This is a genomic window from Psychroflexus sp. S27 (genome assembly GCF_002810405.1).
GTDB lineage: Bacteria > Bacteroidota > Bacteroidia > Flavobacteriales > Flavobacteriaceae > Psychroflexus > Psychroflexus halocasei_A.
On the sequence record NZ_NEXQ01000027.1, the window covers coordinates 1 to 23,281 of the forward strand.

Below are 23,281 nucleotides of genomic sequence, written 5' to 3' on the forward strand. Positions count from 1 at the left end.
GGCATGGGTGCTAAGGTCCATGTCCGAGAGGGAAAGAACCCAGAGCATCAGCTAAGGTCCCAAAATATATACTAAGTTGAAAAAACGCGGTCTAATTGCATAGACAGCTAGGATGTTGGCTTGGAAGCAGCCATTCATTTAAAGAGTGCGTAACAGCTCACTAGTCGAGCGATCAGGCATGGATAATAATCGGGCATAAGTATATTACCGAAGCTATGCTTTCATGACTTARGTTATGAGAGGTAGGGGAGCATTCTAAACGGCGTAGAAGGTGAACTGTCAGGTTTGCTGGAGTGTTTAGAAAAGAAAATGTAGGCATAAGTAACGATAATGCGGGCGAGAAACCCGCACACCGAAAGACCAAGGATTCCTCAGCTATGCTAATCAGCTGAGGGTTAGTCGGGGCCTAAGGCGTATCCGAAAGGAGAAGTCGATGGACAAGCAGTTAATATTCTGCTACCTGCTATAAAATAAAAGAGACGGAGAAGCAAATTTAGTGCGTGCAGACGGAATTGCRCGTTGAACCTTAAGTAATTAAGGGATAGTACACCAAAGCTACGGTGGCGGTGATAATCTAAAGGCGGTTCTTCCAAGAAAATCAATTATAGCAGCCCGTACCGTAAACCGACACAGGTAGTTGGGAAGAGAATTCTAAGGTGCTCGAGAGATTCATGGCTAAGGAACTAGGCAAAATCGACCCGTAACTTCGGGAGAAGGGTCGCCCCACTACGGTGGGGCCGCAGTGAATAGGTCCAGGCGACTGTTTATCAAAAACACAGAGCTCTGCTAAATCGAGAGATGAAGTATAGGGCTTGACACCTGCCCGGTGCTGGAAGGTTAAGAGGAGATGTTAGCTTTTAGCGAAGCATTGAATTGAAGCCCCAGTAAACGGCGGCCGTAACTATAACGGTCCTAAGGTAGCGAAATTCCTTGTCGGGTAAGTTCCGACCTGCACGAATGGTGCAACGATCTGGACACTGTCTCAGCCATGAGCTCGGTGAAATTGAAGTATCGGTGAAGATGCCGATTACCCGCTGTGGGACGAAAAGACCCCGTGAACCTTTACTATAGCTTAGTATTGACTTTGGATAAGTGATGTGTAGGATAGGTGGGAGACATTGAAGCTGCATCGCCAGGTGTGGTGGAGTCATTGTTGAAATACCACCCTTTACTTGTTTAAGGCCTAACCCCGCRTTTGTGGGGGACATTACTTGGTGGGTAGTTTGACTGGGGTGGTCGCCTCCAAAATAGTAACGGAGGCTTCTAAAGGTTCCCTCAGYACGCTTGGTAACCGTGCGTAGAGTGCAATGGCATAAGGGAGCTTGACTGAGAGACCYACAAGTCGATCAGGTACGAAAGTAGAGCATAGTGATCCGGTGGTTCCGCATGGAAGGGCCATCGCTCAAAGGATAAAAGGTACTCCGGGGATAACAGGCTGATCTCCCCCAAGAGCTCACATCGACGGGGGGGTTTGGCACCTCGATGTCGGCTCGTCACATCCTGGGGCTGGAGAAGGTCCCAAGGGTTGGGCTGTTCGCCCATTAAAGTGGCACGCGAGCTGGGTTCAGAACGTCGTGAGACAGTTCGGTCTCTATCTACAGTGGGCGTTAGAAATTTGCGTGGATCTGACTCTAGTACGAGAGGACCGAGTTGGACAAACCTCTGGTGTATCTGTTGTTCCGCCAGGAGCATCGCAGAGTAGCTACGTTTGGMAGGGATAAGCGCTGAAAGCATATAAGCGCGAAACCCACCACAAGATGAGATTTCTTTAAAGGGTCCCCGTAGACTACGGGGTTGATAGGCTACAGGTGTAAAGGCAGTAATGTCACAGCCGAGTAGTACTAATTACCCGAAGGCTTATAATAGCTAGCTCTTTTATTTAAAAATAATCAAGGTGATTACATCTTTATTTTATCTTATCTGATATGTTGATATTAATGACTTAAGGTGGTTATAGCAACGAGGCTCACCTCTTCCCATTCCGAACAGAGAAGTTAAGCTCGTTAGCGCCGATGGTACTACTAACGTGGGAGAGTAGGTCGCCGCCTTCCTTTATATAAAAAAGCCTGTAAGAACAATCTTACAGGCTTTTTTGTTTATTTATTAAATCTCACTTAAAATTTATCTTAGCTCACTTATATTCATTATTTTTGTTTCAAATAAAATTAAATTATGGCACTAGAAATAAAAGATCAAGATTTTGAAAAGATTGTATTAGAAAATGATAAGCCTGTGCTTATCGACTTTTGGGCTGCATGGTGCGGGCCTTGTCGTATGTTAACTCCTATCGTTGAGGAGTTATCAAAAGAATATGATGGTAAAGCTGTTATTGGTAAAATTGATGTAGATGAAAATCAAGATTTTGCTGCTAAATACGGTGTAAGAAATATTCCAACTGTTTTAGTTTTTAATAAGGGAGAGCTTGTTAAACGTCAGGTTGGCGTTGCTCAAAAAGAAACTTATAAAGAAATTTTAGACGAATTAATCTAATTAATTCACCTAAATATTTATCTTAGGGTTTAGTTTAACTAAACCCTTTTTTTATGTTCAAAACTTCAATTAACTTGAAACATTTTGATTTTAAAGTTAATCGTATTGTTGAAGGATTTATTTCGGGATTCCATAAAAGTCCTTTTCATGGATTCTCTTCTGAATTTGCTGAACATAAATTTTATAATCAAGGCGATTCAACTAAACATATCGATTGGAAACTGTTTGCAAGAACTGAAAAACTCTACATTAAAAAATTCCAAGATGATACAAATTTGAGATGCCATTTTATTTTAGATGTTTCTTCTTCAATGTACATGGAATCTAAGGGTGATAATTATTTTACTGATAATAAAATTGAATTTTCAACTTTAAGCATTGCTTCAATATGTAAGCTTCTTATCAATCAAAGAGATGCTTTTGGTTTAAGTTTTTTTGATCAGGAGTTAAAGCTTTTTTTAGATGAAAAAAATAGTCAGAAACATTATAGGCTTCTTGAGCATAATTTGGTCTCCGTTATATCAGATAAAGGCTCTTTTAGGGAAACAGACTTCTATTCAAATTTTGAGTTTATAGCTAATAAAATACGTCAACGCTCAGTTGTTGTTCTTTTTAGTGATATGCTTTCTGATAAAAGAGATGAGTTGATAGATGCACTAAAGCTCTTTAAACATAAGAAAGCTAAAGTTATTTTATTTCATGTTTTAGATTTTCAACAGGAAGTCGACTTTAATTTTAAGAATAAGGCTGTTGAGTTTAAGGATTTAGAATCACATCAAGCTGTACAGGTTTTTACAGATTCATATCAAACATCTTATCAGAATTATATGAAGAATTATATCAATGAATTAAAATTAGTTTGCTTAAGATACAAGATTTCATATGTTGAAGCAGATATTAATAAAGGATATCAAAAAATATTAGAATCTTATTTTGTTGAAAATCAGAAGTAAAGACTCTTAGTGAAAAATATTTTAAATTTATTTTTATTTGGAGCTTGCAGAATCAAAAAAGGGTTGTATATTTGCAACCGCAATACGCACACGGTCTGGTAGTTCAGTTGGTTAGAATACCTGCCTGTCACGCAGGGGGTCGCGAGTTCGAGTCTCGTCCAGACCGCAATTAAAGTTAATGTTGTGTTGTGAATAATTAAGTTTATTCGAAATCAGAGTTAATACTTTGTAGAAGCTTTTCCATAGGAAAGGCTTTTTTTGTTTATAAACTTATTATATAATAAAGGCATTATTTCTCTTGATTTAACGGATCAAGAACATATGTTGTGTTTATGCAAAAATTGTGGTTAATCCATAAAGGAAAAATCTAGATTTTTGACTCCTCTAAATTGTACTCTAAAAGCCATATTTTGCATTGAATGATCTGACATAGCTTCATTTTATGTTTATAAATCCACAGCGCTCCTAGTCATAATCTTTCAAGACTTCTTGCTCCCGATTCCTCGGATTTGGCAATGAAAAAAAGTAAAAGCATTAAAATAAGTTCCTCTTCATTTTTTCTTGACGCAATCCTCCCGACGTTTCGGGATCGGGAGAAGCAATCCCGAACCGTCGGGACAAGACTAATTTCAGGAAATTTTTTCTTCGTTGCTCTTCGCAAAACCCCTGATGTCTTTTTCGCTATATGCTTATGACTACGTCAAGCACTTTCGCGAAAGCCACAGGTATTTCTTTAAATGAGTCAGTTGGCTTTCATAATTCATTTTCGTTGAGTTGAAGTATTTTCAACTTTATAGAAGGGGAAGATAAATTCAAAATTCAGAATTTTAAATTCATAATTCAAGTAAAACGGCCTATCGAAAATAATGTGTAAAATTGGCAGTGAAATAAGCGTTAAATTTTAGGCTGTTTAAGCCTGATGCAATCAGGTGAGTTTCCTAAAATTTAGCTTATGAACATACAATTTAGCATTAGGTTCGTAAGCCTAGACTTTCGTAGTCCCGACCCTTCGGGGTTTGCTTCTTTTCGGCAATGGAAAAGAAGGGAGAACATTAAAAGAAGTTGAAACTGAAATCGAAATCGAAAAAATAGAAATGAGTAATGAGTAATTAGTAGGTAGTAGGTAGTAGGTAGTAGGTAGTAGGTGGTAGGTTGTACGTCCCTGATATAGGTTGACCACTTTAATCAAAGTGTATACTTATGAAAGCAAATTTAAAAGCCTTAAGAAAACAGCGAACTTATTCTGAAGAATTTAAGCGTCAAGTTGTTCAAGATTTTGAATCTGGACAATTCAGTGTTTTACAATTAGAGAAATTACATGGCATAAGCAATGTGTCAATTTATAATTGGATCTATAAATTTTCTACCTTTAACGAAAAAGGTTCAAGAATTGTAGAGATGAAAGATAGCAGCACCCAGAAATTAAAAGCATTGCAAATGGCTATACGAACTAATAGGTCACCAGTTATTCATTATTCAGACAGAGGAAGTCAATATACTTATGGACGATATATTGATTTATTAAAAGCTAATGGCACAAAGATAAGTATGGCTTTAAGTGGTTTGGATAATGCTTATGCGGAACGCATTAATAGAACTATTAAGGAAGAATATTTAAGCTACTGGAAGCCTAAACATTTTATCAATTAAAGCAGTGTGTCAAAAAAGCAGTATTAAATTATAACCAGAATAGGGTTCATAAACATTTACCCAAAATGAGTCCGAATAACTTTGAAGATTATTGGAACAAATTAAAACCATCTAATAGACCAATAATTACTATTTTTAACGATGAAATTAATAACTAAAAACGGTCAACTCTAATCAGGGATGTTCAATGTGTGAGTTTTTGAATGGTGAGTCATTTAAAGTTTAAAATTCTAAATCAAAAAAAGCCTACAGCCGAATGCCTACTTCAATAAAAAGCACAATCAAACTTTCGTATTGTTCAAAGCATAAAACCAAATAATGTATTATTTTTGAAATTGACTCAATAACTTTTTTCAAAAGCTTTAGGTCATTTATCATAAAATAAAAATCAGAAGAAAACCAAGACATATGCTTATTACTATCATCGCGGGTGCACGCCCAAACTTCATGAAAATAGCACCAATTATTCATGCCATACAAAAGGCAAAAGACAAATCAGAGAATATAGACTATCGACTTGTTCATACAGGTCAGCATTATGATAAAAAAATGTCTGGTGATTTCTTTGATCAATTAGAAATACCTGCTCCTCATACCAATTTAGAGTCTGGAGGGGGATCACAAGCAGAGCAAACTGCAAAAATTATGTTAGCTTTTGAAAAAGAGCTTATTAACAACCCAACAGATCTTGTTTTGGTTGTAGGGGATGTTACTTCCACAATGGCATGTGCAATTACCGCACAAAAGCAACAGGTTAAGGTTGCACATGTTGAAGCAGGCATCCGTTCAGGAGATTGGTCTATGCCTGAAGAAATCAATCGATTGCTAACAGATAGTATTACAAACTACTTTTTTACAACTTCGGACTTAGCAAACAATAACCTCAAATCAAGCGGGGTAAAAGACAATCAGCTTTTCTTTGTTGGTAATACCATGATAGATACTTTGCTAAAGCAGCGTCCAAATTTTAAAAAACCAGAAGTATGGGATGAATTGTCACTTAATGAAAAAGAATATTTAGTGATGACCCTTCACCGACCTGCTAATGTTGATGAAGAAACGAAGCTTAAAGAGCTGATGGATGAGATTGTTAATAATACAAATGATTTACCACTCATATTTCCAGTACACCCAAGAACTGCGAAAATTTTAAAGAAGCTCGGAATTATGCATCCGCGCTTACATATGGTAGAACCATTAAGCTATTTAGAATTCAATTATTTAGTAGGGCGCGCAAAAGCTGTGATAACGGATTCAGGAGGTATTACAGAAGAAGCCTCAATTTTAAACGTTCCTTGTATGACATTAAGAGACAATACCGAACGCCCCGAAACTATTGAATTGGGTACAAATGAACTTTTGGGTACTGACCCTAAAGCAATTCAACCTGCTATGCAAAAACTTTTTAATGGTGAATGGAAAGAGTGTCAAGAAATACCGATGTGGGATGGGAAATGTGCTGAAAGAATTATAGACGAAATTCTCAAAATTAAATTTTAGTTTGTTAGATACTACTAGTAGGTGTGAGTTTTTGAGTCATTCAAAATTTTGAATTCAAAATTCATAATTCAAGAAAACGGCCTAAAGCCAAAAACTCAGCTTTAAAAGCAACTCAAAAAAAACCTCGATTTGCATCGAGGTTTGTCATTTTTAGTCTTTTAAACAGAGCTTTTTTATATTTTAAAACGCCATCCATGCGGATCCTCGGCTCTATTATATTGTATATCTTGTAATCTTTTTTTGAAATGAGCGCCATAAGAATCCTCCATAACAGGAAGTTCATAATACTGCCCATCATATTCAAAGCCTTCTACACCAACAATAGTAGCGGCAGTTCCTGCGCCAAAAATTTCTTTAAGTTCACCACTTTTAGCTGCATCTATAATGCGCTTAACTTCAACGCGATCAATCTCTACATCTAAGCCTTCATCTTGTGCTAATTGGATAATTGACTTTCTTGTGATGCCATCTAAAATTCGGTCATTGGTTGGGGCTGTAACCAATTTATCATTAATACGGAAAAAGATATTCATCGTTCCTGCTTCCTCCATATACTGATGCGTATTTGCATCTGTCCATATAATCTGGTCTAAACCTTTTTCTTTAGCCAATTTGGTCGGATAAAACTGTGCTCCGTAATTACCAGCTGCCTTTGCATAACCAACGCCACCATCTGCCGATCTGCTGTAATCTTGTGCAATCAAAACTTTTACTGGTTTTGAATAATAGGCCTTGGCTGGGCAAGTAATAATCATAAAACGATACTGATTAGATTCTGATGCAGAAACACCTGCTTCAGTGGCAATCGCAAATGGGCGGATGTATAAAGAATTACCTTGTCCTTTTTTTACCCAGTCTTTATCAAGTTGCATCAGCGTTTTAAGACTCTCCATAAAATATTCCTTAGGAAATTCAGGAATCGCCATACGTTTTGAAGAAATATTGATACGATTCAGGTTGTCTTCAGGTCTGAATAACCAGACATCATCATGATCGTCTTTAAAAGCTTTCATGCCTTCAAAAACAGCTTGACCGTAATGAAACACTTTAACTGATGGCTCAAAACTCATAGGTCCATAAGGTGCTATCACTGGTTTTTGCCATTCCCCATCAATGTAATCACAGTACATCATGTGGTCAGCGTAGTTTTTGCCGAATTGTAAGTTGTCAAAATCAACTTCCTCTAATCTAGATTTTTTAGTTTTTGTAATATTTAAAAGTGAATTTAATTGACTCATTTTTTAAAATTTTAGCGAATATACAAATTTTTTAAGTACACGACAAAAATTGAATTAGATTAAGGTCATATTTATTAGTTCCTGATAACAAGCATTTTGAGATATAGTCTAATCCATATCTGAAGACTGATATAGCTCTTCTTCCGTGTTTTTTGATTCTTATTGGTTTTATTTGAGTATCAATAAAGTCTCCAATTTTATAACACCACACAAATGCTATCATCACGAGCATGATTAACTTTTCCAGTCTTTCAGGGTGTGTAACGTGAGTATCTTCAAGATTGAACCCGCTGGTTTTAAGAGCCCTGAACAAGCTCTCTATCTGCCATCTTTTAGTATAATACTCTAGTGCCTCATCTGGTTTGTTGAATGATACTATAATGCAAAAGTCAACTTTTCCATCTTTAATGGATTTTGTGCCTGATAAGTAACAATATTCCCCGTGCATCCTGACTATTTTAGGATAGTGCCTTATCTGCCCAGCTTTCAAGCTATGAAATAAATGCTGTGCTGTAATTTCCTTTTGCCGTCTTGGGCAGTAAATTTTAAAGTTATTACGTATTCGAATGAAGTAACGTATATTCTTTGAATTAAGGAAATTAAGCCATTGCTCACCCACAAACTCCCTATCTGCCAACAAACAATCGATACAGTCCTTGCCAAAGCAGTCAATGAAGCCTTGTACCAATGCAATACGCTCAGGAGTATTGGAATTCCCCCTTTTGTCCAGCATTTTGAACATTATTGGAAAAGCTACATTTTTATAACTGATCCCCAACATAAGGATATTTATGTTTTTATCCCCGAACTTCCAGTTGGTCCTATCCATAGAGAGCACCAGTTTATCTTTCTCTGGAAGAAGGCAAAAAATAAACTTGGCTACCCAGATCATAGATAGATCGGCAAGTGCCATAAAGCGTTGAATGCGTCTGTAACTGCTTGAAGCATCTACAGATGTATCAAATCCAGCAGATAACTTTACAAAATTGACAGACTTAACTTTGCATAGAGCGTCAATAAACAAACAGATAAGACGGATCCTGGCCAAGTTGAGATGTCCTTTGAAATGAGCTTTGAATAGTGCTAATAATTGAGTATCTTTAATACCTGTACTGGAGTTCTTTTTTAAAGTCATTACTTGAAGAATAATGCTTTAATATACTGAATTCCAGTATTTTATGCAATATAAAGAAGATTAAAATTCACTTTACTTTGTTAAAAATCAAATAGTTAAACAATTTTTGTCGTGTACTAAAATAAACGATATAAAGATTTATCAGTCATGCTAAATTTTGAAGCTAACTGTGGCAACAAATGTTCCTGATGAATGTGTTTGGTTAAATAATCAATGACTTCACTTAGGCGATGATCATTCGGATGCGGTAATTCTAAAAATAAAGGTTGAGAAGCCGTTTGCTGAAGTAAAGCCCTAAAAGCATCAACAACTGCATATTTATTTTTTTGAGTTTGAAATATATCTCCATTCCAGTTTTTTGTAAAAATTAATAATTCGATTAAAAGAGAATTAATGGGGTAAATTCCTACTTTTTTATAAAACAATGCAGCTTGATCTGAGACAGGAAAATACAAATTTTTCATGATTACTCGCGATGAGCTAGGATAAATAGCATGATTGACATTTGATGGAATCCACATATAATGTCGCGCAGGCAAATAATGTGTTCCTACATTTGTTTTGACATGAACAACATCGCCTTCAGCATATAAAAACTGTCCTTTTTGATGTTGATGCGATACAACAAAACTTTCTCCTTTTAAGTTGAAATAACAATAAATACTAGCCGGATGTTTATCAACTTCAGTTAAATAATATTTACTATTCATCAAAAAATAATGTTTTGCACTAAATTAATAAATTAATGTCTTACTTAAATAAATAGACATCAAATATGTTATATAAATTGCAGAAGTGCTTTTTAGCAAATGCATAAAATACATCCCAAAGATTAATCAATTTGAAAATAAATTGGATTAATATTTATTAAAAGATACAATTATGAAAAAAAATAGAATTAATTACACAGCATATCTTGATAGGATTCAATCACCAGAAAAAGCATCATTATTGATCAAAAATAATGATGTTTTAGGCGTTAGTGGTTTTACAAAAGCAGGAGATAGTAAAGCTGTTTTACCAAAAGTTGCTCAAAGAGCTTTGTATGAAGATGTTAAAGTAACCGTATTAAGTGGCGCTTCACTAGGATACAATACCGATGCGGACTTAGCTAAAAATGGCGCTTTGCACAAACGAATGCCTTTTCAGGCAGATCCGACACTTAGAAAAAGCATCAATAGCCACGAAGTTCTTTACGTTGATCAACATTTAGGTCAAACTGCCGATATGCTTCAGCATGTCGATACTTTCAAAATTGATGTTGCAATTATTGAAGCCGTTTCTATCACAAAAGACGGCTATATTATTCCGACAACCTCAGTGGGAAATTCACCTGTTTTTGCAGATAAAGCAGAAAAAATCATCATCGAGATCAATACAAGTTTTCCTGAAAGCTTAGAAGGTATTCACGATATCAAGTTTTTGAAAAAGCAACCACATCGTGATATTATCCCTGTATTGCATTCTGATACAAAAATCGGTGTTCCATACATAAAAATAGATCCTGAAAAAGTTGCAGCTATTGTATTTACTGAAGTTCCAGATAGTCCGGCTATCATTTCTGATCCTGATGAAAAAACAACAGCAATCTCTAATCATATTCTTCAGTTTTTAGGAAAAGAAGTTGATGAAGGGAGATTAACAGAATCTCTTTTGCCTCTACAAGCAGGCATTGGTAAAACAGCAAATGCGATTCTATCAGGTTTTGTTAACAGCCGATTCAAAGATTTGACAATGTATTCTGAAGTGCTTCAAGACAGCACTTTTGAATTGTTTGATTCTGGTAAATTACTATTTGCTTCAGCTTCTTCAATCACAGTGACAGAGGAATGCTCCAAAAAAGTTTTTAATAATTTTGAAGACTATAAAGACAAACTACTTTTAAGACCACAAAACATCAGTAATGCTGCTGAAGTGATCAGCCGATTAGGTGTTATTGGTATCAACACAGCTATTGAGTTTGATATATATGGCAACGTCAATTCAACACATATCACTGGTACTAAAATGATGAATGGTATTGGTGGCTCTGGAGATTTTGCTAGAAATGGCTATCTCAGTATTTTTGCTTGTCCTTCGATTTCAAAAGAAGGTCGAATTTCACATATCGTTCCTATGGTTTCCCACACCGATCACACAGAACACGATGTTGATATTTTAGTCACAGAACAAGGTTTGGCAGATATTAGAGGTATAGCACCAATAGAAAGAGCCAAAGTGATTATAGAAAATTGTGTGCACCCAGAATACAAAGAACAGCTAATGAATTATTTTACAGAAGCTTCAAAATTGGGCGGACACACGCCTCATATTCTTGAGGAAACATTAAGCTGGCACACTAATTTAAAAACACATGGCACAATGAAAATTGAAGAATTTGCAATTCATTAAAATTCAGTTTATAAAGCTAAAATATAATCTATCATACGCTAAAAGCTGATCAATCTATAAAATTGCTCAGCTTTATTTGTTTAATCTCAATACCGATTATGATTTTAAAATGCCAGCTTTTTTGATAAAAGCTTTGCTTTGTTCAGTATCAACTTTAGAAAATAAACTCACACTCACATAAATGACTAAAGAAACTGAAATCCCGATTATGGCTTGTGTTGCTGAAGCAATTTCCCATGCAATTGGTAAATCTATTCCCAAGGCAACAAGTAAGTTGTATGTTGAAAATAGTAGTCCAAATAGCATTGATGCAATTGCAGCTTTTGAAGTGCCTCTTGCCCATACAAAACCTAATACCAAAGGAACAAAAGCTCCACTTGTGAGGAAATCTGAACCTATCCAAGAGATTTTTAAAACTGATTTTATTTTTAAAGCAAACAATAAAGCGATTGCACCCATTAAAAAAGTGGATGAACGCGCAATAACAACTTGTAGCTTAGAGCTTGCTTTAGGATTGATATAATTTTTATAAATATCAACAGTTAAAGACAAAGCGCCAGTATTAATCAATGAATCCATTGTAGACATAATCGCTGCACAAAGTCCGACAAACATCGTCGCACTCATCACGGAATTTGGTAATTGACTAATCATTTCAGGAACAATACCGGCTTTAGGAACTGTATCAAACATCACTGAAGAAAACATTCCTGTATAAGTGACCATTAAATAAAGCGGGATAAAAGCAATAAAGCTAATGATCATCATTTTTTTGGCATCAGTTGCTTTTTTAGCTGCCGAAATACGCTGCCAAATATTGGCTTGAATCATCCATGAGGTCCCGAAAGTGATCACATAAGCAATATTATCAGCAACACTAGAAAAGAAAGAAGTATAACCCACTTTTTCATTAGCATTTGCAACAGCTTTAACAGCTTCCATACCGCCAGATTCCGTATAGGTGTAATAAAACAAAAATATGCCTGTGAACAAGAAAAATAGAAATTGTAAAAAGTCAGTTATAACAACACCTTTAAACCCACCAAACAAAGAATAAGTTAACACAATTAAAATCCCTAAAATACAGCCAGTTGCATAACTCATATCAAAAAAAGCTTGAAAAAACTTTCCGACCACAATTACCTGAACAGCAGAAGCAATGATCATAAAAAATAATGATGAATATTGTCAGCAACAATGCAACCTTACTATTGTAGCGTTCCTTCATCAATTGAGGCTGAGATATTGTTCCAATATTTCTGATGCCTTTAGCAAAAACATACATCAAAGCGGTGGCAATTAAAACAGGAACACCGTAAATCCAGAAAGAACTTAACCCGTTTTTATGTGCGTGATCTACAAGATCAATCGCTGAACCTCCGCCCCACCAAGATGCGATAAATGTAATGGCTAATAACCATGCTGGAAGTTGGCGCGATGCCAAAAAATAATCTTCACTATTTTCACTTTTTCTATTCCAAATGCCCAAGGCAATTATTGCAAACACATAGATAGAAAGAAAAACAATTGTAAGTGTTGTATTTGGCATTGTTAGCTTTATAGTTTGGGCTGGGTTTCGTTTTTAAACGTATTACAAATAAACAGATTATTTTGTAATCTGAAAATCAAGATTACCTGAAAGATCAGCTTTAACAAGTGTTTAGCGAAAGGAGAAAAGTTTGCTCTAAACTTTATTGATGTTAAACATCCTGGATTATTCCTTTATACATGGAATTTATCCTAATTTTGTTTTCTACTTTAGAAGAGCTTACTTTTATGAGAACAACATTAACACACATCAAAAAAATTGAACTTAGCAAAAGTCTTATCCTTCCTTTAGCTGAAAAAATTACAGCTGGATTTCCGAGTCCTGCTGAAGATTTTTTGGACTTAAGCATTGATTTGAACAAAGAATTTATCAAGCATCCAAATGCAACATTTTTCGGTAAAGTAAGTGGTGATAGCATGATTGATGCTGGCCTCAATGATGGTGACTTGTTGATTATTGACAAGAGTTTAGAACCCAAAAACAACAGCATTGCAATTTGTTATTTAGATGGTGAGTTTACCGTCAAACGTGTTTTGTACGAAAAAGATAAGTTATGGCTCGTTGCAGAAAATAAAAATTACCAACCCATCCCTGTTTATCCTGAAAATGATTTTGTTATTTGGGGAATTGTGACCACAGTTATCAAAAAAATATCATAATGTTTGCTTTAGTTGATTGTAACAATTTTTATGCCTCTTGTGAGCGTGTATTCAATCCGAGTTTACGAGAAGTGCCTATCGCAATTTTATCAAATAATGATGGCTGTGTGATTGCGAGAAGCAATGAAGCCAAAGCACTCGGCATCCCGATGGGTGCGCCAGCTTTTAAATTTGAAAAGATTTTTAAACAAAAAAATATCAAAGTCTTTTCATCCAATTATGCACTTTATGGCGATATGAGTGCACGCGTGATGAATATTTTAAGTGAATTTACACCTGATATTGAAATTTACAGTATTGATGAATCCTTTTTATACTTTAGAGGTTATGACAAAATTGGTCTTGAAAAGCATTTACAAAAAATGAAAAAATCTGTTGAAAAATCAACAGGAATACCCATCAGCATTGGTGTTGCAGAAACGAAAACATTAAGTAAAGTTGCTAACAGTATTGCAAAAAAATTTCCGAAACATACTGGCGGAATTTATATTATCAAGAATGAAGAATTACGTCTCAAAGCTTTGAAATGGCTCTCCATTGGAGACATTTGGGGAATTGGCAGACAACACCAAAAACGCTTAGAAGCTTTGGGCTTTAAGAAGGCTTATGAATTTGCTCAACTCAATGATGATTGGGTGAGAAAACACATGACAGTTGTTGGTTTACGCCTTAAAAAAGAATTAGAAGGCGAGCAAACTTTAGGTCTTGAAGGCATCACTAATAAGAAAGCAATTGCCACCACACGCTCTTTCGATTATGAGTACAAAGATTTAGATTATATCACCGAACGTATTTGCAGTTACGCGATTATTTGTGGCGAAAAATTGCGTCGTCAAGATAGCTGTTGTCAATCTATTTATGTTTTTCTAAAAAGTAACAGGTTTCGAAAAAATACGACTTATCACAGCAGAGGTTTTACGGTACAACTTCCCTACCCGACCAACTCGAGCTTAGATTTAGTGAAATTCGCTAAAAAAGCTTTACACCAAATTTATGAGCAAGATATTTCTTATAAAAAAGCTGGCGTTATTGTGAGTCGGATAACTCCAGAAAATGAAAAACAAACCTCGCTTTTTACGGAAGAAAACCCGAAACATATCCCTTTGATGAAAAAAATTGATGCGCTTAATGAAAGCTATGGAAAGCACACAATCAAATTTGGAAATCAAGATTTAAAACACCGCTGGAAAATGCGCCAAAATCATTTGAGCCAAAATTACTCAACAAAATTAACAGATGTTATTGAAATTAAAGCGAGTTGAGCACTTCTACTCTTTATCAAAATATATTCGCCAAATCCCTCTCACTTCATTCTCTTGATATCCTATCGCTTTATCCTCTGGGTATAACTCAATAATTTTATTATAAGTTTCAGTCGCGATATCTTCACCAACCTTTCCGTGGCATTTTAAACACATCGAATTTGTTGTGATTGGATAATAGAATTTCACTTTATCTTCAGTCGTTTCAATAATTGGTTCGACTTGGTCTTCATTAGAAACCATTTGAGAAAATTGTCTGATGTATTCTATTTCTTGTTCTGATGCTAGATTAGATGGATTACGATTTTTATCGGAAACTCTTTTAATATCAGCATTATATTTTTTAGACATAGAGTCGGTTATCGGCATCGCTTGAACATTACAAAATTCTAACGCATGAATAGGCCCGTCCTCTTTCATTTTGGTCATTAAATTTTTACCAAGCTCTGCTTTGGTTCCTATCGCATATTCTAAACCTATGCTTTTGTAATCTTTCTGCTCTTTTTTTTCAACTTGAACAGGCTCATCTTTCTTTTGATCTGTTTGATCTTGAGATTTATTGTTCTGGCAGCTCGATAAAGTTAAAGCTAAAACGAAAATTGAGATTAATATTTTTTTCATAAAAATTATTTTATCAAAAATAATTAAGAAAATGATATTGGTTTGTAACTCTTGTTACTTATAAAGTTAATTTACAGAACAAAAAATGATGTTCTATAAATTGAAAAAAATAAAAACCATATACATTGACAAATATTTAATAAATTTTAATATTTTCGGCTTTTCATTAACAACTCACTGATTTTTAAAAAAATCAAAACAAATTCATATTTACTTCCTATGAAAAAGCAATTACTCTCTCTTTTACTCTTTATTATTGGCTTCAATTCGTATGCTCAAATCACCTTTGAAGAAGGTTACTTTATTAATAATTCAGGACAGAAAACAACTTGTCTTATCAAAAATGTTGATTGGAAAAATACACCGACACAAATTGAGTATAAACTTCAAGAAAACGACGAAGCACAACTCAAATCAATAGAGACGCTTAATGAGTTTGGAATAAATGGAATTTCTAAATACATCAAAGCCAAGGTTGAAATTGATAGATCTAGTAAAAATATCAATCGCTTAAGTCAAAACAGAAATCCGATTTTCAGCGAGGAGAATTTATTTTTAAAAGTACTTGTTGAAGGCCAAGCAAATTTATATGAATATAATGATGGTAATTTATTACGTTATTTTTACAGTTTAAAAGATTCAGAAATCAAACAGTTAATTTATAAAAAATATAAAACTGTTAATGGAGATGTTAGCGAAAACAACAGATACAGACAACAACTGTGGAGTGACTTATCTTGTGATGGTTTTGACCAACAAAAACTTGAATATATCAATTACAGCAAAAGAGATTTGGTTAAGCAATTCACTAAATTTAATGATTGTGTTGAGAGTGATTACATAAATTTTAATGCAAAAGACAAAAGAGATTTCTTTCATTTAACCATTAAGCCACGCTTTAATATCTCTTCTTTAACATTTGGCAATTCTCTGTCAGACATTGACCCTATTGAGTTTGATGATGAAACTGGTTTTGGAATTGGCATTGACTTGGAGTTTGTCTTACCTTTTAATAAAAATAAATGGGCGATCACATTAGAGCCTGCTTACCAGAGTTTCAAATCTGAATCATCTTCACCGACTGACAACATAGTGGGAGACGAACGCGTTGCCATTGTCGATTATAGTTCTATTGAAATTCCGATTGGATTGAGACATTATTTTTACATCAATAAAAAATCAGCTATATATCTAAATGCAGCTTACGTTATGGATTTTAGCATGAGTTCGTCAGTAGAGTTCACAAGAAAAGATGGTTCTAATTTAAATACAATAGAGGTTAAAAAAGGGAATAATATCGCTTTTGGAGCTGGTTATCAATACAATAAAAAGTTTAGTTTAGAATTCAGATATCAAACAAATAGGGATATTTTAGATAGTTATGAATACTGGTCTTCAGATTACAGCAGCATGTCATTCATATTAGGATATCAGATATTTTAATTTTGTATGGAAGCTACTTTTTAAACTTTAGTAAAAAATGATATCCTTTCAATAAATTTATAGCTTATTTTGTATTTTATAAAAGCCTAAATTTATAATGATAATGATCTCATCTCGTTTTCTTATTGATAAAAACAAGATCTTTTTATTTTTAATATTCGTACTCACCACATTTAACTTTGTTCATGCTCAAGAAAATAAAGTTGATACTTTAAAGACGAAAATTCTTAAAATTGGTGTTGCTGGTAATGAACCTTTTGTCTTTACAACTGATGGTGATGTTTCTGGTGGTATCGCTATTGAGATATGGGAAGACATTGCTTTAGAAGAAAATTGGGATTATGAATACCATATATTTGATAGTACTGATAAAGCTTTAAGAAAACTTGGTAGAAATGATTTAGATATTGTTGTCGGCCCTTTAAGCATTACGTCTAATCGCTTAGAAAGAATGCAATTCTCTCAACCTTTCTACAATTCAAGTTTAGCTATTGTTTCTCGCGAAGATGATTTTAGTTTATGGAATGCTATTAAACCGCTTTTTAGCATTAAGCTAATATTAGCTGTTGCTGTTTTTCTTTTTATTCTTGCTATTGTAGGAACACTACTATGGCTGGCTGAGCGAAATAAATCTCCTGATCAATTCCCTCATGATCCAATTAACGGAATTGCAACAGGCATGTGGCTTGCCATTGTCACCATGAGTACAACGGGTTATGGAGACAAAGCTCCGATTACAGTTTCTGGACGTATAATTGCTGGTGCTTGGATGGTCATTTCCATTATTTCTGCAACTTCTATGGTAGCTGGTATTGCCAGTACTTTAACTTTGTCATCATTAGGGACGACAACAATCACTAATATTGAACAACTTTCTGATCGAAAGGCAGCTACAGTTCAAGGGTCACCATCTGAAAATTTTCTTCGTGAAAACAAGGTTAAAGTCAGTAATGTTGCTAGCCTTGATGATGCATTTGATCAATTAAAAAGTAATGATGTTGATGCAGTTGTTTACGATAGACCACAATTGCTTTATCATCTAAAAAATGAAACTGAAAATCAATTACACTTGGCCAAAGCTGAATATTACAAACAGGGTTATGGTTTTGCCTTTCCGAAAAATGATAACAGATTTATTTATAGAGTCAATCGCGCTTTATTGGAGCATGCCGAAAAACAAGAAACTGTGCGCATTATTGATTATTACTTAGATAAAGATGAGTAAATTTTATATTTCTATCTTATAATTTAAATTAAAGACATATTGATATTGCAAACTTATGTTTAAGCATCAAGGAAAGAGTAGAACATATAGACACAACCTTAAAATTGCAAGTATACTTTCTTTAGTTGCAGGAATTGTTAATGTCACTGGCTTTTTAGCTATTTTACAGTTAACGACTCATGTCACGGGGCATTTTGCATTAATGATGTACGATGTCCATAATTTTGAATTTGAAAAAGCAGCTGTATTTTTATTTTATATCAATTCATTTTTATTGGGTTCTTTTACCTCTGGCCTATTAATTCAATTTTTTAAAGAAAATAAGAGACTTAATGTTTATGTGATTCCTATTATGATTGAAGCACTCATCTTAATTGGAGTTGCCATAGTAGGTGATTTCTTAAAGATCGATTATCCAAATGTAATTGCTTGTATTCTATTGTTTGCAATGGGTTTACAAAACTCATATGTTACAAAAATTTCAGATGCAATTGTCAGAACAACACATTTAACTGGTTTGTTTACTGATCTTGGAATTGAACTCTCACAATTATTTTTTCCAAAATCACATCCTCATATTTCAGAAATAAGATCAAGAATTAAAATGAGAATTTATATCATTACTTTCTTCTTTATTGGAGGAGTTATAGGAAACATTTTTTACTCCAATTTTGAATTGAAATTGAAAACCTTAAGCATTGCAGCAGCTATATTAATCGTCAGTTTATTTTATGATGATATGTTGTTTAAAATTAGAAAAGCACGTCGAAAAATTAAGAAGTTTAGAAAGAAAGCTTTGCGATCTATCTAAACTAAACGAGTCTACAGTTTTTATAATAAAAAATCACCTGCTGAATAACACAACAGATGATTTTAGTCTTTATTTAAAGTCAGGTTTTTTTAACTAAACCTATACAATGCATTTACTTTAGAGCTTGTATCTGGCATTTGCGCTTTTTGGGTTAAGAAAACGTGGCCGCCTTGTGACAAAACTTCCTTTGCAGCCCAATTCATCAAAGAATAATTATCAGCTTGTTGCTTGTCGTGCAAGATAGTTTTCATGTTATTTTTGTTGTAGTGTCCCCAAATATCATTTCGATTTTCTAAAAACAAAGTGTCAACTTTCCCTTGTTGAATTGAAGGTAAAATATCGGTAATTGACGTACCTGTTTTCTCAGTTTTATTATGTTTATTGAAAGCTTCAGCTTTTTCATTTCTCTTCTTTCTTAATAATGGCTCAATGAGTCTCAAAGCTTTTTCATGTAAATCAAATAAATCTCCCTCAGAAGGATTTCCTGGTAAAACTTCTTCATAGAGGTTATTATAATTATTGGCATCTTTATAAAGTGGAAATAGATAATCTTGAGTTGCCACAATGAGAGGTGCTTTATCTCCAGTCAAAACGCTTTCTAAACCTTTGTCTATCGCTCTAAAATATCTTGTTATTTCATCCTTTCTTTCATCACCGCCTCCACCACCGTGACCATGGAAAATTGTTTTTTCTCCACCTGAATTCTGTGATCTAAAACTCAAGTGCTTCTCTTTATAATCAAAACCAACACGTTCTTCAAGTCGTGATGGAATTAAATCTTCAACTTCAACCTCTCCAATTGTATATCGTGTTGCTTCATATAAAGTGACCTCTTGTAGCTGAAGAGCAAGTATATAGAATCGTTCATCATCATTTAGCATTGGAACCAGTGGCTTGATATAGAATTCATTTGAAACATAGTGATAAGCTTCAAAATTAACTGGAAGTGTAAATATTTTAAAGAAATTTTCTGAGGCAAAAACTGCTAACCCATCACTTTGATGTCGCCAAAAATTTGTGTCGTCAATCAATTTCTGAATAGGACCACTTATTTTACTAATCACATCTTTTGAAGTTCTCTGATTGACTAAGCCTTTCTCAACTTCTTTTAATTGAGATTTTAGATGAATTTTATTTTTTTCATTTAAGACATTTTGACCAGCACGTTCTGTGGGTATAAAAATAGAAACACATAACTCACCATGAATACTCAGCAGATTTTTAATATCACTTTTGTTTAACAAACTCATAATTTCAATTTTTAAAATTAATACCTTGAAGATAAAAGCTTTTAATGTAGAACTAAAAGTCTTTAGCAACGCTTTAACGATAATCACATAATTATTTCCTCATATTTTATGAGTTATTTGATAGATACATTTTAATTTATTGTTAAACACGACACATATTCGCCATGTTACTAATAAATTGAAAGTAAAAACATGAAAGAATTTAACGTTACACAGAAACTCATCAAAGAGCATTTAGTTGAAGGTGAAATGGTTCCTGGTCAAGAAATTGGGATTAAAATAGATCAGGCATTATTGCAAGATGCGACAGGAACATTGGTTCAGTTAGAACTGGAAGCCATGGGTTTAGAAAAAGCTCAAACTGAAGTCGCTGTACAATATGTTGATCATAATCTTTTACAAACCGATTACAAAAATGCTGATGATCATCTTTTCTTACTATCAGCCTCTCAAAAATTTGGCTTATGGTACAGCCGCCCAGGAAATGGTGTAAGTCATCCTGTTCACATGGAAAGATTTGGCAAGCCTGGGAAAACAATGGTTGGTTCTGACAGCCACACGCCTGCTGCAGGATCTTTAGGAATGCTAGCAATAGGGACTGGTGGTCTTGATGTTGCTGCTGCGATTGCTGGGCAACCTTACTATGTTAAAATGCCTGAGGTTTGGGGTGTTAAACTCACTGGTAAATTGACAGATTGGGTTAGCGCAAAAGACGTCATTTTAGAAATGTTACGTCGCCATAACGTTAAAGGTGGTGTTGGTAAAATTATTGAATACTATGGTGATGGACTTCAACATCTCAGCGCAATGGACAGACATGTTATTGCCAATATGGGAGCTGAGCTTGGTGCAACGACAACAGTTTTCCCAAGTGACCATGAAACTAAAAGATTTTTAAAATCACAAAAAAGAGAAGATGATTGGAAGGAATTAAAAGCAGATGATGATGCAAAATATGATCTTCACGAAGAAATAATTCTTGATGATTTAGTTCCTTTAATCGCATTGCCTACAAGCCCAGGAAACGTTGTTCCTGTTAGTGAAGTCGCAGGCAAAGAAATCAGTCAAGTTGTTATTGGTTCATCTGCCAATCCAGGTTTAAGAGATTTCTGGATTGCAAGTGCAATTGTTGAAGATAAAGCAGTACATAACGATGTTTCATTTGATGTTAATCCTACTTCAAGACAAATCATCCAAAATATGATTGATAACAAAGCTTTCGGAAACCTCATAAAAGCTGGAGCTCGCTTTCATCAATCAGGTTGTATGGGTTGTATTGGTATGGGTCAAGCACCTGCTTCTGGTACGATAAGCTTAAGAACGATGCCTAGAAACTTCCCAGACAGGTCTGGAACTAAAGACGATCAAGTTCATCTTTGTAGTCCTGAAACTGCAGCTGCGTCAGCTTTAACAGGTAAAATCACAGACCCTAGAGATTTAGAAGATTTATATGGAATGACATATCCGAAATTTAAATATCCCGAATTTCATATTATAAAGGACGACATGTTGGTTGCTCCTCCTGAAGATGGTTCGGATATTAAATTAGAAAAAGGACCAAACATTAGTTCATTACCACATATCGATCCTTTAAAAGATGCTTGTCAAGTTCCTGTTTTACTTAAAATGGGAGATAATATTTCTACCGATGAAATTTTGAAAGCTGGTGCTGATGTCCTTCCATTTAGAAGTAACCTCCCTGAAATAAGCAAGTTCTCATACACAGTGATCGATGATACTTTTTATGATCGCGCCATGAAAACGAAAGAAAGTCATGGTGGTCATGTCGTTGTTGCGAAAGATAATTACGCACAAGGATCAAGCCGTGAGCATGCAGCTTTAGCTCCTAAATATCTTGGCCAAGTTGCTGTTATTGCAAATAGTTATGCCAGAATTGCTTGGCAAAATTTAATCAATTTTGGTATTCTTCCACTTGAATTTTTAAATGTAGAAGATTACGATAAAATCGATCAAGGTGACGAAATCATTTTGAAGAATTTACGTGAAAACGTTGGAAACAGAAATACAATTGAAGTCACTCTTAAAAAATCTGATGGATCTAAAATCAGATTCCCAACGAAACACAGTTTAAGCGACAGACAGATTCATATCCTGATGAAAGGTGGAATTATTAATGATTTTAAAGAAAGAATTGAAGAAAATGATTTAGGTGAATCTTAATTTAAAATAATTCAGTTTAGTTAAAACAAAAAAATGGCTTTAGAAATTAAACTCTAAAGCCATTTTAGTTTGATTTTGAAATCTTCAATTAATTGTCACCTCCAAGAATTAATGGCATTCCATCATCTCCTGATCCGATAACAATCACTTTACTATTTGTAGATGTTGATAATTCAATAGTCGCTTGAATTCCTTTTTCTCTCAAAATTTTATCTGTTAATGAAGCACTTAAAATTTCGTTTGCACGTGCTTTACCTTCAGCTTCAATACGCTGTCTTTCTTTTTCTTTTTCAGCTTTTTCTAAACGGTATTGATACTCTAAAGACTCTTGCTCTTGCTTCAATTTACGCTCAATCGCTTGCTTAATTGTTGGTGGTAAAGAAACGTCTCTTACTAAGATACGGTTAACTTGAACAAACTGATCTTTCAACATTTGCTCAGACTCAACGTACATTTCTTCCTGAATTGATTCTCTTTTTTGTGCATATAATTCTTCAGGCTTATAGCGTCCAACAACAGTTCTAGTTGCAGAACGAACCGCTGGGAGAATTAAACGTCTCAAGTAATCTTCACCTCTTTCTTTGTGTAATAAACCTAAACGATCATAATCTGGTTCATACCAAATAGTCACATCAAGTTTGATGTCAAGACCATTTGATGATAAAACAACCATTTTCTCATCGATAGATTGCTGTCTTACTTCGTAAACAAAAACATCATTCCAGGGTGCAACTAAGTGAAAACCCTCTCCTAAAGCTGGTTCATCTGTCACAACTCCGCCTCCAAAACGTTTAAATAAAACGCCAGCTTCACCTGAGTTGATGTTAACTGTTGAATTTGAAATAAAAATAATGACAATAATAATCGCAATAACAATTGGAATGATTGACTTGGGTAATTTTTCCATACGTGGATTTTTAAAA

17 protein-coding genes, 1 tRNA gene, 2 rRNA genes and 1 pseudogene are annotated in these 23,281 nt (G+C 34.5%); 14 read left to right on the forward strand and 7 right to left on the reverse strand.

The window, feature by feature from the left end:
* From CAP47_RS11985 to wecB, 7 genes are all read left to right on the forward strand, one after another.
* Positions 1-1,865: ribosomal RNA gene (locus CAP47_RS11985) — 23S ribosomal RNA — on the forward strand; the annotation flags it as partial.
* A gap of 78 nt (positions 1,866-1,943) precedes the next feature.
* Positions 1,944-2,051, forward strand: a 5S ribosomal RNA gene (rrf, locus tag CAP47_RS11990).
* A 121-nt stretch (positions 2,052-2,172) separates the two neighbouring features.
* Positions 2,173-2,490, forward strand: a complete 318-nt coding sequence (gene trxA / locus CAP47_RS11995; RefSeq protein ID WP_100776835.1) for a thioredoxin — start codon at positions 2,173-2,175, stop codon at positions 2,488-2,490.
* A gap of 53 nt (positions 2,491-2,543) precedes the next feature.
* Positions 2,544-3,443 (forward strand): DUF58 domain-containing protein, encoded by a 900-nt coding sequence (locus CAP47_RS12000; protein ID WP_100776836.1) that lies wholly within the window; start codon positions 2,544-2,546, stop codon positions 3,441-3,443.
* Between the two features lie 92 nt (positions 3,444-3,535).
* A tRNA-Asp gene (locus tag CAP47_RS12005) sits at positions 3,536-3,609 on the forward strand.
* Positions 3,610-4,643: 1,034 nt separating this feature from the next.
* On the forward strand, positions 4,644-5,093 hold the full coding sequence (locus CAP47_RS12015; RefSeq protein ID WP_100776838.1) for a transposase: 450 nt from the start codon (positions 4,644-4,646) through the stop codon (positions 5,091-5,093).
* 408 nt (positions 5,094-5,501) lie between these two features.
* On the forward strand, positions 5,502-6,593 hold the full coding sequence (wecB, locus tag CAP47_RS12020) for a non-hydrolyzing UDP-N-acetylglucosamine 2-epimerase (RefSeq protein ID WP_100776839.1): 1,092 nt from the start codon (positions 5,502-5,504) through the stop codon (positions 6,591-6,593).
* Between the two features lie 173 nt (positions 6,594-6,766).
* Here the strand turns inward: wecB and CAP47_RS12025 are convergent, their stop codons facing one another.
* The 3 genes from CAP47_RS12025 to CAP47_RS12035 form a co-directional block, all read right to left on the reverse strand.
* Positions 6,767-7,831 (reverse strand): branched-chain amino acid aminotransferase, encoded by a 1,065-nt coding sequence (locus tag CAP47_RS12025; protein WP_100776840.1) that lies wholly within the window; start codon positions 7,829-7,831, stop codon positions 6,767-6,769.
* Between the two features lie 31 nt (positions 7,832-7,862).
* Positions 7,863-8,966, reverse strand: a complete 1,104-nt coding sequence (locus tag CAP47_RS12030; protein ID WP_093246194.1) for an IS4 family transposase — start codon at positions 8,964-8,966, stop codon at positions 7,863-7,865.
* A gap of 116 nt (positions 8,967-9,082) precedes the next feature.
* Positions 9,083-9,676: a helix-turn-helix transcriptional regulator gene (locus CAP47_RS12035; protein ID WP_100776841.1), complete on the reverse strand. Its 594-nt coding sequence runs from the start codon at positions 9,674-9,676 to the stop codon at positions 9,083-9,085.
* A gap of 172 nt (positions 9,677-9,848) precedes the next feature.
* On the opposite strand from CAP47_RS12035, the gene CAP47_RS12040 reads away from it, so the two are divergent.
* The gene (locus CAP47_RS12040; RefSeq protein ID WP_100776842.1) at positions 9,849-11,357 is read left to right on the forward strand and encodes a succinate CoA transferase; all 1,509 of its coding nucleotides are present in this window, start codon (positions 9,849-9,851) and stop codon (positions 11,355-11,357) included.
* 96 nt (positions 11,358-11,453) lie between these two features.
* Here CAP47_RS12040 and CAP47_RS12045 read toward each other — a convergent pair.
* A pseudogene (locus CAP47_RS12045) lies at positions 11,454-12,906 on the reverse strand (sodium:solute symporter family protein).
* A 227-nt stretch (positions 12,907-13,133) separates the two neighbouring features.
* On the opposite strand from CAP47_RS12045, the gene CAP47_RS12050 reads away from it, so the two are divergent.
* The gene (locus CAP47_RS12050; protein WP_100776881.1) at positions 13,134-13,565 is read left to right on the forward strand and encodes a LexA family protein; all 432 of its coding nucleotides are present in this window, start codon (positions 13,134-13,136) and stop codon (positions 13,563-13,565) included.
* On the forward strand, positions 13,565-14,827 hold the full coding sequence (locus CAP47_RS12055; RefSeq protein ID WP_100776843.1) for a Y-family DNA polymerase: 1,263 nt from the start codon (positions 13,565-13,567) through the stop codon (positions 14,825-14,827). Before CAP47_RS12050 ends, CAP47_RS12055 begins: the two co-directional genes overlap by 1 nt.
* A 6-nt stretch (positions 14,828-14,833) precedes the next feature.
* Here CAP47_RS12055 and CAP47_RS12060 read toward each other — a convergent pair whose 3' ends face one another.
* A complete protein-coding gene (locus CAP47_RS12060) occupies positions 14,834-15,448 on the reverse strand; it encodes a DUF3365 domain-containing protein (protein WP_100776844.1) in 615 nt (204 codons plus the stop codon).
* A 219-nt stretch (positions 15,449-15,667) separates the two neighbouring features.
* Here CAP47_RS12060 and CAP47_RS12065 point away from each other — a divergent pair, with 219 nt between their 5' ends.
* The 3 genes from CAP47_RS12065 to CAP47_RS12075 all read left to right on the forward strand — a co-directional run bounded on the left by CAP47_RS12065 (position 15,668) and on the right by CAP47_RS12075 (position 18,927).
* The gene (locus CAP47_RS12065) at positions 15,668-16,891 is read left to right on the forward strand and encodes an outer membrane beta-barrel protein (protein ID WP_100776845.1); all 1,224 of its coding nucleotides are present in this window, start codon (positions 15,668-15,670) and stop codon (positions 16,889-16,891) included.
* A 97-nt stretch (positions 16,892-16,988) separates the two neighbouring features.
* Entirely contained in the window at positions 16,989-18,116 is a 1,128-nt protein-coding gene (locus CAP47_RS12070) for a transporter substrate-binding domain-containing protein (protein WP_100776846.1), read from the forward strand.
* A 55-nt stretch (positions 18,117-18,171) separates the two neighbouring features.
* Complete coding sequence (locus tag CAP47_RS12075) at positions 18,172-18,927, forward strand: YoaK family protein (RefSeq protein WP_100776847.1); 756 nt, start codon at positions 18,172-18,174, stop codon at positions 18,925-18,927.
* 89 nt (positions 18,928-19,016) lie between these two features.
* On the opposite strand, the gene CAP47_RS12080 is transcribed toward CAP47_RS12075, so the two are convergent.
* A complete protein-coding gene (locus tag CAP47_RS12080) occupies positions 19,017-20,177 on the reverse strand; it encodes a hypothetical protein (RefSeq protein WP_100776848.1) in 1,161 nt (386 codons plus the stop codon).
* 192 nt (positions 20,178-20,369) lie between these two features.
* On the opposite strand from CAP47_RS12080, the gene CAP47_RS12085 reads away from it, so the two are divergent.
* Positions 20,370-22,358: an aconitate hydratase gene (locus CAP47_RS12085; RefSeq protein WP_100776849.1), complete on the forward strand. Its 1,989-nt coding sequence runs from the start codon at positions 20,370-20,372 to the stop codon at positions 22,356-22,358.
* An 88-nt stretch (positions 22,359-22,446) separates the two neighbouring features.
* Here CAP47_RS12085 and CAP47_RS12090 read toward each other — a convergent pair whose 3' ends face one another.
* Entirely contained in the window at positions 22,447-23,265 is an 819-nt protein-coding gene (locus CAP47_RS12090; RefSeq protein WP_100776850.1) for a prohibitin family protein, read from the reverse strand.
* Between the last annotated feature and the right edge of the window lie 16 nt (positions 23,266-23,281).

Excerpts from the sequence above, each read along its gene's own strand:
- trxA (WP_100776835.1), top strand. The coding sequence starts at position 2,173 with ATGGCACTAGAAATAAAAGATCAAGATTTTGAAAAGATTGTATTAGAA.
- CAP47_RS12000 (WP_100776836.1), top strand. The coding sequence starts at position 2,544 with ATGTTCAAAACTTCAATTAACTTGAAACATTTTGATTTTAAAGTTAAT.
- CAP47_RS12015 (WP_100776838.1), top strand. The coding sequence starts at position 4,644 with ATGAAAGCAAATTTAAAAGCCTTAAGAAAACAGCGAACTTATTCTGAA.
- wecB (WP_100776839.1), top strand. The coding sequence starts at position 5,502 with ATGCTTATTACTATCATCGCGGGTGCACGCCCAAACTTCATGAAAATA.
- CAP47_RS12025 (WP_100776840.1), bottom strand. The coding sequence starts at position 7,831 with ATGAGTCAATTAAATTCACTTTTAAATATTACAAAAACTAAAAAATCT.
- CAP47_RS12030 (WP_093246194.1), bottom strand. The coding sequence starts at position 8,966 with ATGACTTTAAAAAAGAACTCCAGTACAGGTATTAAAGATACTCAATTA.
- CAP47_RS12035 (WP_100776841.1), bottom strand. The coding sequence starts at position 9,676 with ATGAATAGTAAATATTATTTAACTGAAGTTGATAAACATCCGGCTAGT.
- CAP47_RS12040 (WP_100776842.1), top strand. The coding sequence starts at position 9,849 with ATGAAAAAAAATAGAATTAATTACACAGCATATCTTGATAGGATTCAA.
- CAP47_RS12050 (WP_100776881.1), top strand. The coding sequence starts at position 13,134 with ATGAGAACAACATTAACACACATCAAAAAAATTGAACTTAGCAAAAGT.
- CAP47_RS12055 (WP_100776843.1), top strand. The coding sequence starts at position 13,565 with ATGTTTGCTTTAGTTGATTGTAACAATTTTTATGCCTCTTGTGAGCGT.
- CAP47_RS12060 (WP_100776844.1), bottom strand. The coding sequence starts at position 15,448 with ATGAAAAAAATATTAATCTCAATTTTCGTTTTAGCTTTAACTTTATCG.
- CAP47_RS12065 (WP_100776845.1), top strand. The coding sequence starts at position 15,668 with ATGAAAAAGCAATTACTCTCTCTTTTACTCTTTATTATTGGCTTCAAT.
- CAP47_RS12070 (WP_100776846.1), top strand. The coding sequence starts at position 16,989 with ATGATAATGATCTCATCTCGTTTTCTTATTGATAAAAACAAGATCTTT.
- CAP47_RS12075 (WP_100776847.1), top strand. The coding sequence starts at position 18,172 with ATGTTTAAGCATCAAGGAAAGAGTAGAACATATAGACACAACCTTAAA.
- CAP47_RS12080 (WP_100776848.1), bottom strand. The coding sequence starts at position 20,177 with ATGAGTTTGTTAAACAAAAGTGATATTAAAAATCTGCTGAGTATTCAT.
- CAP47_RS12085 (WP_100776849.1), top strand. The coding sequence starts at position 20,370 with ATGAAAGAATTTAACGTTACACAGAAACTCATCAAAGAGCATTTAGTT.
- CAP47_RS12090 (WP_100776850.1), bottom strand. The coding sequence starts at position 23,265 with ATGGAAAAATTACCCAAGTCAATCATTCCAATTGTTATTGCGATTATT.